This is a genomic window from uncultured Gemella sp. (genome assembly GCF_963529685.1).
In the GTDB taxonomy this organism is placed as follows: domain Bacteria; phylum Bacillota; class Bacilli; order Staphylococcales; family Gemellaceae; genus Gemella.
In genome coordinates this window covers 1-13,614 of sequence record NZ_CAUSAI010000045.1, presented here as the reverse complement: position 1 = coordinate 13,614, position 13,614 = coordinate 1, and the positions used below count along the sequence as shown (strand labels likewise).

The window sequence follows — 13,614 nt, the reverse complement described above, 5'->3', positions numbered from 1 at the left end:
CACTTCCACTTACTCCTAAAATCGATACAAACTCATTTTCTCTAAAATGAATATTCACAGATTTTAGTACTTCTACTTCACTGCCACCAGTATTATACTTCTTAACTATATTTTTAAGTTCTAACACTATATATCCTCCTAATTTAATTTTATTGAAAATAATAATTAGTTTACGTAAATAATTTTCATAGTTTCAATTATACCATAAACTTCTAATCGCTAAAAGCAATATCCTAAATGATTAAATCTAAAATTAATCTTAAGTTAATCTCCAAAATAAATTCCAGTTCAAAGAAAAGATCTGGAATTTAACCTAAGAATAATTTTCAGCTGTAATCTACTTTAAAAGTTTAAAATAGAGTAAGTTACTGACCTTTATACTTTTTAACCAAATAAAAAGGTAAAACCGCAGAGGAAATTGCAAAAATAACTATTAAAACTAACGCTACTATAGAACTAAAGAATCCACTAATAAATATAGCAACTCCACTAAAGGTCATAAGCAATGCATAGGCTCTAATCACTTTTTGCTCATTGACACCTTTTTCTAAACCAAAAAGATTAAAATTGTATTTTCCCCAAAATTCTTTTTTAGGCATATAGTTACCAAGTATAATAAACACTATTCCGAAAATAAACACTACTAATTGTGATACATTGAAATTATTATCTAAAGCATATGCTACTATGCCATCTTGAACTATAACACTTAGTATAGGCACAATCCCCTTAATTATTAACGCACCTTTTTTAGGTGTTTTATCAAAATCCACTACTAGCGAAATTATAATCTGTACTACCGCAAAAAATACAGGAATCTCAATAATTGCACGAGTCTTACTCACGAAATTATCAGGCTCTCCCTTAAAATTGAAATGCACAGCTATTTGATCAGGCAACACATCAAAATAATACACCCCTATTAATATAGGTAACAAACAAATAACAATTCCAACAAACAAACTCTTTTTATCTACTCTCATCGTCTTTTCCTCCTAAACCATAAATCCATACCAGTACTTCTTCAAATACGCTGGCATTCAACTCATAATATATAAAATTTTTATGCCTAGTTTCTAATATCAAACCCGCTTTTTTCAACTGAGTTAAATGATAAGAGACAGTAGCTCCTGTTAAATGAAATTCCGAAGCTAGTTCTCCAGCACTTTTCTTCTCTTCTTTCAACATTTCTAGTATATTTCTTCTTACTGGATCAGATATTGCTTTTAAAGTTTCACTCATCCCATATATATCACTCCTTTATATTACAGACTGCAAATCTATTTAGATATCTTTCTAAATAGATTATAACTCTTCCTCAACTTTAAGTCAATAACTATTTAGAAAAATTTCTAAATAGTTATTGATGGTTATATAGGACACTATCCAAACTGTACTATTAAATAAAAAATTTTTATAATCGTAATTTTAATTAATATAATAATATTTAATAATTAAAAATTTCAATTATCTCTTAATTTAAACAAATATATATTTAATATATGCTTTCATTATACATTTCATAACAAACACATCTATATAAGTATCAATACAAGATTCTGTTTATTAAATATATTTTCTGTATTACTATTTATCCCCTGTTGACATAATCTATCTTTCTGTTAAAATAAGAATTGTAAACGCTATCTTATATGTGTTATCACTTTTAATACCGTTATGTTTTAACTGAAAATTAGATACAATTAATACTTATTTATTACATTTTCACAATCTAATATTCAGTTAAAATATAAAAAAATTAAAAGGAGATTTCATTATGAAATTAGCACTATTTAACTTAAGAGAAGATGAAAGACCATTTGTTGATGCATGGCTAAAAGAACATCCAGAGGTAGAGGTTGATCTACATGAAGGCGAACTTCAAGCAGAAACAAAACACCTATTAGATGGAAAACAAGGAGCTGTAATGTTCCAAAATAGACCATTTGCAAAAGAAGTTTATGATTACGCTAAAGAGCAAGGTGTAAAAGTTATCGCAAACAGAATGGCTGGATTCGATATTTACGATATAAAATATATGCGTGAATTAGGAATTAGTATGACAAACGTCCCAAGATATTCACCTAATGCAATTGCTGAACATGTCGTAACAACTGTATTATATATAAGTAGAAATATTAGAAAAATTTTAAATAACGTTGAAAAACATGATTTTACATGGAATAAAAATATAATTTCTCGAGAGCTTAGAACACTTACTGTTGGAGTTTTAGGTACAGGAAATATCGGTAGACAAGCTGCAACTTTATTCAAAGGATTAGGATGTAAAGTTATAGGTTATGATTTGTACCCTTCTGATGCTGCTCGTGAGGTATTAGATTATGTTGATAGCATCGATGAATTATTAGCTCAATCTGATGTTGTTACAATCCATGTCCCTGCTACTAAAGAATATACTCATATGGTAAATGATGAATTCTTCAGTAAAATGAAGGACGGTTCTATCTTCGCTAATGCCGCTCGTGGTGTTCTTGTGGATACAAAAGCTGTTATTCGCGCTTTAGATAGCGGTAAGTTATTAGGTGCTAGCCTTGATGTATATGAAAACGAAGGAAATTATGTGCCAAAAGATTTCTCAAATAAAAACTTCGATGATTCTCTAATGCAAGAGTTGATCGATAGAGACGATATTGTTTATACTCCACACACTGCTTTCTATACAGAAACAGCAGTAAAAAACCTTGTAGAAGGTGCACTTAATGCTGCAGTCGATGTAATAACTACTGGAGATTCTCCTAATATTGTTAATAGATAATTCAGATATAATTGGAGTATAACAAGAAGAAATTTTTTACATTATATTCTACATTAATAATTCGATAACAACAATTTATTTAAAGATACTATTTTAACAATTAAATACAACACTACATATGTTATGGGGCTGACTCGACAAAATCTTGTTTCTCGGAAATCACGATTTTGTCGAGTCACTCTCATAATTTTTTATAATTTTTAATTTTCTAAATGACACTATTTATAAGTTTGCATAATGAAAATATTTTCAATCACCGGTGATTTCGCAATATTTTTATTTGTATATACATGATTAAGAATGTAAAAATGTTTGTAATAAGAATTATTTTTCTATTATATTTCAATTGACAACAGTCTACATTTTGATAAAATAAAGGTATAAACAGTTAATGAGATAGTTTTGTCATTAAAATATTTTAGTATAATTAATATTATTTTTATTTCTTTCCAATATGCTATTTGTTGCATCTTGATATTAATTATTACTAAAGTGCATATTCCTAAAAATAATTAAAACAAATTAAACATTTTAAACATAACATGATAATTATTATATGAGTGAATAGGTAAAAGGGATATATCTATATACCTCATACAATCTTTTAGATTGTTTCTTAGAACTGTGAAAGTTAATCTAACTTCCAGTTAATCGACTATACTTAATATAGTCATAAATTTCCTTTCGGTTGTTAAATTTTTTTAACAATAAACTTTTAATTTAATTTCAGGTCTTTCCCTGATTACTACAAAATAACTATTTATCCTAAATTTTTATTTTGTGTTCATATAACGAAAAACAGTCCTTTAAGGGCTGTTTTTTGTTATAATTTATTCATTAGATTAACGCGCTAACCCTAAAAAAGAGAGTGACTCAAAAATCTTAATTTCAAAGAAATCGATTTTATCGAGTCACTCCCTCAAAATTTATTAGATAGCTAAAAAGTTTTTATAAAGCGAATTTAGATATCAATAAACCTCTGCGTCTATGAGTTCTCATAAACTTTTTTTAAAATCTGGGATTTTTAATCCTATCCCTCTATTTTATTTTCTTATTAGTCAATTACAGAAACTTTTAAGAAGTTTGTTGATCCTACATTACTTCTTGAAGTGTTAACTGGGATACCACCAGTGATTACGATAGCATCACCTTTTTTAGCATATCCTGAAGTTTCTGCGATAGTTTTAGCTGTTTCTAACATTTCGTCAGTTGATTTAACTTGGTTAGAGATTTGAGCATCTACTCCCCATACTAAACTTAATCCACGAGCAACTTTTTCACTCGGCGTTACAGCTAAAATAGCTGCATTTGGACGATATTTAGAAATTAATCTAGCAGTTTGTCCTGATTCAGTATATGTTACGATTGTGTGTAGATCTAGGTTTAAAGCTGTGTATCCTACAGATACTCCGATTGCGTTTGTAATATCTTTAGAAACGATTTTTTTAGAACGTGCTTTTAAGATACGAGAGTAATCTTGCATTTCTTCAGTACGTTTAGCAATTGTAGCCATTGTACGAACTGATTCAATTGGGTATGCTCCAGCTGCTGATTCTCCTGATAACATAATTGCATCAGTTCCATCGTAAATTGCGTTCGCTACGTCAGATACTTCAGCACGTGTTGGACGTGGATTTTTTTGCATTGAGTCTAACATTTGAGTAGCTGTAATTACGAATTTACCTGCTGCATTACATTTAGCAATAATATCTTTTTGCATGATTGGTACTTCTTCTGCTGGTACTTCAACCCCAAGGTCACCACGAGCGATCATAATACCGTCAGATACTTCGATAATTTCATCGATATTGTCAATAGCTTCTTGACATTCGATTTTAGGGATGATTTGAACGTGTTCACATCCTTCTTCTTTAAGAATACGTCTAACTTCTAGTACGTTTTCTTTTGTACGAACAAATGAAGCAGCAACGAAGTCAATATCATTTTTACATCCGAAACGAATATCTTCTTCATCTTTTGGAGTAATACCTGGTAGTTTTGTAGATACACCAGGAACGTTAACTCCTTTTTTGTTTTTAAGTACTCCACCATTTTGAATAGTAGTATAGATTAATCCGCCTTCAACGTCAACTTTGTTAACTGTTAATCCGATTAATCCATCATCAAGTAGGATTGTATCTCCAGCTTTCACATCGTGAACCAATTCACCGTATGTGATTGAGAATTTATCTGTTGTTCCAAGAACTTCAGTCATAGAAACGATAACATCTTTCCCTGTTTCTAGCATGATTGCATCATTTTCCATGTTGTGAGTTCTAATTTCTGGTCCTTTTGTATCTAAAAGGATAGCTAAGTTTGTTCCTGTAGCTTTTCTAACTTCTTTAATTGTTTGGATTCTTGCACCATGTTCTGCATAATCTCCGTGAGAGAAGTTAAGACGACAAACGTTCATTCCTAACTCAACCATTTCAGTAAGTCTTTCTTTTGCTTCAGACTTAGGTCCAATTGTACAAATTATTTTAGTTTTTTTCTGTATCATAATATTAAATACCTCTTAAGTTTTTATCTTTACTTTAATTATTTTAACTTATTTTCAACTTGTTTTCAAATGTTTTCTTAAACAACAACCGTTTTTATGAGAAGAAAACGTTTCCTCCACTATGATTTATAATTTAAATTGAAAGTTGTTTAGATACTTCATAGATTGATAAATCAACATTGTGAACATCGCTAAATACATCTTGGAATTTAGTACTTACAAGTTTATTGTTTTGAATACCTACTGCACGTCCTGACTCGCCAGCTAATAATAATTGTACAGCATAGTTTCCTAAACGAGATGCTAATACTCTGTCTTGGGCTGTTGGAGTACCACCACGTTGAATGTGTCCTAAGATAGTAGCTCTTACTTCTTCTCCAGTAAGTTCTTTAAGTTTTGCAGCAAGCTCTTGTCCTCCCATTACACCCTCAGCAAGAACGATGATTGAGTGTTTTTTACCACGGTCTTCACCCGCTTTAATACGAGCAACAACTTCTTCGATATCTTCTTTTTTCTCTGGAATTAGAAGACTTTCACTTCCTCCAGCAATACCTGCAAATAGAGCTAAGTCTCCTGCGTTACGTCCCATTACCTCAATAATAAATGCACGCTCGTGACTTGATGCTGTATCACGCACTTTATCAATCGCATCAACAATCGTATTAAGTGCTGTATCGAATCCAATTGTATAATCCGTACAACAAATATCGTTATCGATTGTTCCTGGAACTCCGATAGTTTGGATATTCATTTCGTTACTTAAAGCCATAGCTCCACGGTATGAACCATCCCCACCGATTACTACTAATCCATCAATTCCTAATGTTTCTAAGTTCTTAATAGCGATTTTTCTCACTTCTGGGTTAGCAAACTCTGGAAGACGTGCTGAATAAAGCATTGTTCCACCACGGTTGATGATGTTACCTACATCTCCTACTTCAAGTTTTTTGATGTTGTTTTCTACTAATCCTTTATATCCTTGATATACTCCATAAACTTCTAATCCATTATAGATTGCTGTTCTTACAACGGCACGCACTGCTGCGTTCATTCCTGGTGCATCTCCACCACTTGTTAAAACTGCTATTTTTTTCATGTACTATTACCTTCCTCGTACTTTGTTATTAATTATTTTTAAATTTACCTATCAACAATACCATATTTTCGAAATTTTTTCTACTAAAAACAAAATTTTGTTTTATTTTTGTTCGATTTTTTTTGATTTTTTACATGTATACGATTTTAATGCGTTTCTCCGGGAACTTTTCCAAAAAATTCTGAACAAAAATATGTTCATTTCCTATTAGTACTGTTCTGGCTTTTGTGGAATCGTTATCAAGTAACGCTATTACCTTAACCCCTCCACTTTCCACTTTATATTGATTCAATAGTTCTAATATTTCATCATCTACTATAGTATAAATAATTTTTATATTATTTATGCAGTAGTCTCTATAATTTTTAAGACTCGCTATCTTTTCCAGTATAAACTGTTCTCTTCCGTTACGAAATTGTTTTTTCAATGTCACAACCGCAAAGCTACCTACTTGTATAAAGACATTCGCGTACTTATAAACACTTGGAAATACTGTTACATCATAATCGTTTTTCCCGTCATTGACTGTTAAGAACGCCATATAGTCACCGTTTTTAGTCTTAATCTCTTTTTTTGTTATTATTTCTACATAACTATCACTTACCTCACCACCAACATATTGAAGTGGTAAATAAGAATATTTCTCTTTTTCTACCTGTACCGGATGTTTCAAAAAATATGTCCCCGTTACTTCTTTTTCCATTTGTATTTTTTCTGTAATTGGATAATCTTCCACTTCTTCAACCTTCAACGTAAGCCCACTTTCCGCAGATAAAGCAACACGCACATTATTAATGTACTGTCTATTATCTGAATAGTAGTCATTTACTTTTTTCATCAAAGTAGCTCTATTATATCCAAAAGTATCTAGCGCACCCGCCTTAATCAGTGAAACTGCTGCTTGATAGTCAACCTTCTTATTCATTCGTTTTAAGAAATCATCTATATCTTGATACTGTCCAAAGTTAATTCTGTCTTGGACTATTTCATAACTACTTCTATAACCAACATTCTTTATTGCAGTTAAGGCAAATACGATATCATTTTTAAAAACTCTAAAATTAGATAAACTTCTATTAACATCAGGCTTAACAAGATTTATTCCTAGATTATTAAGTTCCTGTTTATACTCATTTATTTTCTTTTCACTACTTATTACGTTATTTAATAAAGCTGTCATAAAGTACTTAGTATAATAGACTTTCAAATATGCTAAACGATAAGCTAGCATACTATACACAACCGCATGACTCTTATTAAAACCATAATTTGCAAAGGTAACGATAAGCTCAAAAAGTTTCTCAGCAACTTTTATATCATACCCAGCTGTAACACTCTTTTCTACGAATATGCGACCATAGTATTCCAAATCTTCTTTTTTCTTCTTACTTACAGCTCTTCGCATATTATCTGCTTCATTCAGACTCATATGAGCAAAATTAACAGCTATTAACATAATCTGTTCCTGATAAACAATTACTCCATAAGTATCTTTTAATATTTTTTCTAAATGAGGATGCGGATATACTACTTGCTCTTCTTTATTTTTCCTACGAACATAGACTTCTATTTGAGCCATAGGACCAGGTCTATAAAGAGCATTCATCGCAACGATATCATTAAATTCCGTAGGCTTTAAGAGGTTTAACTTTTCCTTCATACCACTCGATTCGAACTGGAAGATACCCTCTGTCTTACCTCTAGCAAACAGTTCATAAACCTTAGGATCTTGATAATTTATCTTTGTTATATCGAACGTTGGATTTTCTTTTTTTATCTCCTCTACAATACTTGACACCATTGTAAGGTATCTAATACCAAGAAAATCTATTTTTAATAAGCCGACACTCTCTACATCATCCATCGTCCACTGCGTTAAGTACTTCGTCATGTTTGATTTGGCAAGTGGAGCATAGTTAACAAGTGACTTATCATCACTTATTACTATCCCAGCTGCGTGTACAGATGGATTCTTCGGTAAATTCTCTAAACTAAGAGCTATACTAAACCAACGTTTATTAATATTACTTTGATTAATAAATGTTCTCAGGTCTTCTGACATTTCATAACATTCTTTCAATGTTCTTGTAGAACTAATATTACTACTAATGAATTTTAAAGTTTTCTCATCAAACTGGAATATTCTCGCTGATTCTCTTGCTGCACTTTTCGATTGAAATGTTGTAAAAGTAATAATCTGAGCTACTTTATCAGAACCATACTTTTCTTCTACATATTTTATTACTTCATCACGTCTAGTATCTTGGAAGTCTATATCGATATCAGGCATAGAGATACGTTCTTTGTTTAAAAATCTTTCAAACAGTAAATTATATTCCAATGGATCCGCTTCTGTTATATCGAGTAAGTAACAAACTAAACTTCCCGCAGCACTACCACGTCCTGCTCCAACTAAGATATCATTATCTTTTGCATACTTCACAAAATCATGAACAATTAAGAAATAATCATTAAAGCCCATTTCGTCGATGATTTTAAGCTCATAATTATAGCGTTTTTTATAATGATATAAATCTTTACCTACTAGTTTTTCTTTAACACCTTTTTGAACTAAATAATACAAATATTCCTTAGAAGATAATTTAGAGAATATCTCTTCTTTTTCTCCGTAAATATACTTCGGCAGATGGTATCCCGAAAAATTCAGGTCATATTGACAACTACCTATTATTTCTTTTTGGTTCTCAAATGCCTTTTCAAAAATTGAATGTAATCCTTCATCTCCAAAAGCTAGAATTTCTTCAAAGTCTTTTTGCTCTCTTACAAACTCTTCCCCTGAAATAGTCGTAAGTTCCTGTATATTAAGCTTTTTATTATCGCGAATAGCACGGCTAACAATGACTTGCTGATAGTGTTCTTTATTTAAATAATAACTAGGTTTTGTATAAACTATATTTTCATAAAAACTATAAGTACTTACTTGAAAACTTTCGTTAAATCCGAAATAAAAATTATACTTATTAAGCAAGTTATTTAAATATGAAAATTCCATACTATCTCTAAGTTCATCGACAACTATTAAGACAAAATCATCCTTATAGTCTATCATTTCATTAGCGAAATTTTCTACAGTCCACTCTTCTTCATTCATAAACTTAGTAGAGATCTCTAACAATTTATAGAACATCTTTTCTGATTTACACAATATGTTGAGTTTAAGCAGTCCTATACCATATCCCAAACTCACTTCTAAACCTTGAATCAAATTAACACCTGATTTCTTAGCTTCTTTGTGTGCTTTTATTGCCCCATACATATTTGGATCAACTATAACAACTGACTTTTGATTATCCTTAATAAGTTTCAAAAACAGACTCTCATACTTTATCGTACTATTTAACAAATCGTAGGAACTATGCACTTGTAAATTGCAATACATACTAATATCCTCCTTTCTTAATTATTTTTATCTATACGGATTTATATTATCCGCAAAGTGGATTATAATCATCTTCTGAAAAACATCCCATGTTTTCTCCGTGATTTTTACTCTCTTCATTAAAGTAACGATAAACCCTCTTATTGTCATCTCCCATAAAGTAAATAGGATTAAAATTTGTATATTTTAAACACCCTTCTTCATCAAGAAGATACTCACAGACTACCCTACGTTTTATAGAGGCGATAAAATTCGTATATTTTCCATATTCAACGATGTTCTCAACTTTACACTCAAGCGACAAAATACACTCATCCATTATCGGAGCATCGATATATTTTGCCGGATCATACGTCATATCAGCCATCCCTATTTTGTTTTGACCTGAATGGAATCCTGCAATCTCAACCTTACTCAAAATCTGTTGACAAGGTACATTCACAGTAAATTCCCCATACTCTTTTATATTATCTACAGAATTGCTCTCTGCTCTAAGCCCAACTATAATCATATCTCCCAAAGAATATGACGAACTACATGTTGTTACATTATATTTCCATTTCCTATCTTTATATCCTATCAATATTACAGGGAATCCATAATATAATTTGCTAGTTTTAATTTCTAATTTCATCTTTTTCTATCCTTTTTCTTATTTTCCTTTCATAGTTGATTTTCACTATTTTTAATTATTTCTTTGCTATAAAAGCCAATGTTCTTTCATCTGAATTTTCTACGCTAAATTTAAAATCATCAAACTGTATTTTCTTCATTTCATCTACTGATGAAACTTTATTTTTTACAAGTTCTGCCAAAAATTTACCCCTTGCTTTTTTAGAAATTGTAGAATGAACTTTTAACACTCCATCTTTTTCTTCCATGAAGTTAATTTTAATAAATTTCTCTCTTTGTTTTTTTGAAAATACTTCTTCAAATTCACTAGAGAGCAATGAAACAACAAGATCTTCATCTTCTATACTTTCATCATAACTAGCTCTCCAGAAATTTTTTAATGACTTCCCTGAGACTTTTACATTTTGTAAAAAGTCTAGTCTATGTTCTTGAATCAAGTCATAAGCACCTATTATACCATATAAAGATGTTGTAATGAATACATTTTCCTCTATATATTTCTTATCAGCCTCATCAAAATTATCGCGATTTATGTTTCTATACATTAAACCATTGAACAATTCTAATGCTTTATAACTTTTTGCTGTATTGTTATTTATGTCTTGCCAGCGAGAAAATTCTTCCGTCGCCTTATCTTCTTTAATTTTATAAACTTTAGCCAAATCCTCTACACTTAGTTTAGCCAATTCATTAACTATTTCCATACTATTGGGATTAAGTTGTAATCCATCGTATGCAGTAGCCTTTTTATTCATTTCTTTGGCTGTTGGTATTAAGATTTTCATCATTATTCCTCTTCTTCAGGTAATTCTAAGAAGCTATTTTCAATTAAACTATCTACTTCCATTAATACAAAGTTGTATTCTGTTGCTTCAATAGCAGGATTAATAATTAAAGTATTGAAATATCCAACTACAAAATCACGATTAGCAATTTCAAGTTTGAACATATATTCGCTGATTTCATCGACTAAAAATGCTGTTTCTTTCAGCACTTTATCCTCATAAGTATTAGCGTAGTGTACTTTTTCTAGAAGTCTACGAATTTCTAAATCCGCGTGTTCTTTAGCGAAACGATCGCGAATATATTTCGCAAGTTTCTCTGTTTTAAGTGCTACTGTATTAACCTTTTCTTTTTGTAAAACACCATTTTCTTCTAGTTTTTCTAGTAATGCTGTTAATGATTTGTGTAAACTGTTCATTATATTTCTCCTTTATTTTACAATAAATTTTCTAAAAAACTATCATTATCTATTTTATAAGAAAAATACGAAAAACGCTAATAATAAGCTATATGATAATCCAAATCAATAACATACATTATTTAATATTTCTTACCTACTCTTCATCTTTTAAACACTATTAGAAAATGATATAATATTAGTGACATAAATATTTCGAGGTGGAGTATGAAAAAATACATAATGGCAATAGATCAAGGCACTACAAGTTCTAGGGCGATAATATTTAATAAAAAAGCAGAGATAATAGCAAGTAGTCAAAAGGAATTCCCGCAAATTTTCCCTCAGTCTGGATGGGTTGAACATGATGCTAATGCAATTTGGAATTCTATACAATCAGTAATTGCAGAAGCATTTATCGAAAGTGGTATAAAACCGAATCAAATAGACAGTATCGGTATTACAAATCAACGTGAAACAACTGTAATTTGGGATAAAAATACTGGGTTACCTATTTATAACGCAATAGTTTGGCAAAGTAGACAAAGTGCCGATATAGCTAATAAGCTTGTTAGCGACGGCTATAAAGGTATAATCCATCAAAAGACTGGCTTGGTAGTTGATGCGTATTTCTCAGCTACTAAGATACGTTGGATTTTAGATAATGTTCCTGGTGCTCAACAACGCGCTGAAAATGGAGAACTACTGTTTGGAACTATCGATACATGGTTAGTATGGAAGCTTACAGGTGGAAAAACTCACGTTACCGACTACACAAATGCAGCTAGAACGATGCTATTTAATATCAAAGATTTAACTTGGGATAAAGAAATTTTAGAAATTCTAAATATACCAGAATCTCTACTACCTGAAGTCAAATCGAATTCAGAAGTATATGGAAAAACTATAGACTATCATTTCTACGGTGGGGAAGTTACGATTAGTGGACTTGCCGGAGACCAACAAGCCGCTCTTTTCGGGCAACTTGCCTTCGATAAAGGAATGATAAAAAATACATACGGTACAGGTTCATTCATTATCATGAATACTGGCGAAAATATGGAACTTTCTAAAAACAACCTACTAACTACTATTGGTTTTGGTATAAATGGGAAAGTTTATTACGCTTTAGAAGGATCTATTTTCATCGCAGGAAGCGCTATTCAATGGATACGAGATGGCTTACGTCTAATTAAAAAATCATCTGAAACACAAGCGTTAGCTTACAACTCTAAAAACAATAACGAAGTATATCTAGTGCCTGCCTTTACAGGATTAGGTGCTCCCTATTGGAATCCAGATGCTCGTGGAACTATCTTCGGTTTAACACGTGCTACTACTAAAGAAGATCTGGTTAAAGCTACGTTGCAATCTATCGCTTATCAAGTACGCGACATTATCGATACAATGAAAATCGATGCTAAGGTAGAAATACCGCTTCTTAAAGTTGACGGAGGAGCTGCAAATAATGATTACTTGTTAGAATTTCAAGCTAATATACTAGGCGTTAAAGTCGCGCGAGCTGAAAATCTAGAAACGACAGCTTTAGGTGCTGCATTCCTAGCGGGTCTTGCTACTGGTTACTGGAAGAATCTAGATGAACTAAAAAATCTAAATACAGCAGGGAAATTATTTGTTCCTACTATGGAAAAAGAAGAACGGGAAAAACTTTATAAAGGTTGGAAACGTGCAGTAAAAGCTACACAAATTTTTGCAGATGGACGATACTAATTTTAAGAGATTTATTTACCGGTACTAAACGTTTTGGAGAATTAAAAAAATCACTTAATGGAGTCAGCCAAAAAGTATTAACTGCCAACCTTCGCTCGTTAGAGGAGAAAGGAATTATAGAAAGAGAAGTTTTCCCAGAAGTGCCACCTCGCGTCGAATACAGACTTACAGATTTAGGGAAAACTCTAGACCCTATTATTAAGAGTGTGCATGACTGGGGAAAATTTTACGAATCTATATTTTAAAAAGAAGTATCTTTACTCATAATGAGTTAAGATACTTCTTTTTAATTATTTAT

The 13,614-nt window shown here is 31.2% G+C and carries 11 protein-coding genes; 3 read left to right on the top strand and 8 right to left on the bottom strand.

Annotation, left to right across the window (positions count from 1 at the left end):
- Positions 1-365 precede the first annotated feature (365 nt).
- A complete protein-coding gene (locus RWS90_RS06750; RefSeq protein ID WP_314549845.1) occupies positions 366-983 on the bottom strand; it encodes a DUF1648 domain-containing protein in 618 nt (205 codons plus the stop codon).
- The gene (locus tag RWS90_RS06745; protein WP_003144186.1) at positions 970-1,242 is read right to left on the bottom strand and encodes an autorepressor SdpR family transcription factor; all 273 of its coding nucleotides are present in this window, start codon (positions 1,240-1,242) and stop codon (positions 970-972) included. Before RWS90_RS06745 ends, RWS90_RS06750 begins: the two co-directional genes overlap by 14 nt.
- 535 nt (positions 1,243-1,777) lie before the next feature.
- Here RWS90_RS06745 and RWS90_RS06740 point away from each other — a divergent pair.
- Positions 1,778-2,776, top strand: a complete 999-nt coding sequence (locus RWS90_RS06740) for a D-2-hydroxyacid dehydrogenase (protein ID WP_314549843.1) — start codon at positions 1,778-1,780, stop codon at positions 2,774-2,776.
- Positions 2,777-3,830: 1,054 nt separating this feature from the next.
- On the opposite strand, the gene pyk is transcribed toward RWS90_RS06740, so the two are convergent.
- The 6 genes from pyk to RWS90_RS06710 all read right to left on the bottom strand — a co-directional run bounded on the left by pyk (position 3,831) and on the right by RWS90_RS06710 (position 11,606).
- Positions 3,831-5,276 carry a pyruvate kinase gene (gene pyk, locus RWS90_RS06735; protein ID WP_314549841.1) on the bottom strand — a complete coding sequence of 482 codons (1,446 nt, stop codon included), beginning with the start codon at positions 5,274-5,276 and terminating at the stop codon, positions 3,831-3,833.
- A 133-nt stretch (positions 5,277-5,409) separates the two neighbouring features.
- Entirely contained in the window at positions 5,410-6,372 is a 963-nt protein-coding gene (pfkA, locus tag RWS90_RS06730; protein ID WP_314549839.1) for a 6-phosphofructokinase, read from the bottom strand.
- Positions 6,373-6,502: 130 nt separating this feature from the next.
- Entirely contained in the window at positions 6,503-9,772 is a 3,270-nt protein-coding gene (locus RWS90_RS06725) for a DNA polymerase III subunit alpha (RefSeq protein WP_314549837.1), read from the bottom strand.
- Between the two features lie 46 nt (positions 9,773-9,818).
- Positions 9,819-10,406 carry a flavin reductase family protein gene (locus RWS90_RS06720; protein WP_314549836.1) on the bottom strand — a complete coding sequence of 196 codons (588 nt, stop codon included), beginning with the start codon at positions 10,404-10,406 and terminating at the stop codon, positions 9,819-9,821.
- A gap of 55 nt (positions 10,407-10,461) precedes the next feature.
- Positions 10,462-11,190, bottom strand: a complete 729-nt coding sequence (gene yaaA, locus RWS90_RS06715; protein ID WP_314549834.1) for a peroxide stress protein YaaA — start codon at positions 11,188-11,190, stop codon at positions 10,462-10,464.
- 2 nt (positions 11,191-11,192) lie between these two features.
- Entirely contained in the window at positions 11,193-11,606 is a 414-nt protein-coding gene (locus RWS90_RS06710; RefSeq protein ID WP_314549831.1) for a hypothetical protein, read from the bottom strand.
- 207 nt (positions 11,607-11,813) lie between these two features.
- On the opposite strand from RWS90_RS06710, the gene glpK reads away from it, so the two are divergent.
- Positions 11,814-13,316: a glycerol kinase GlpK gene (gene glpK / locus RWS90_RS06705; protein ID WP_314549830.1), complete on the top strand. Its 1,503-nt coding sequence runs from the start codon at positions 11,814-11,816 to the stop codon at positions 13,314-13,316.
- The gene (locus tag RWS90_RS06700) at positions 13,265-13,561 is read left to right on the top strand and encodes a helix-turn-helix domain-containing protein (protein WP_314549828.1); all 297 of its coding nucleotides are present in this window, start codon (positions 13,265-13,267) and stop codon (positions 13,559-13,561) included. The genes glpK and RWS90_RS06700 overlap by 52 nt, the downstream gene beginning before the upstream one ends.
- Positions 13,562-13,614 lie beyond the last annotated feature (53 nt).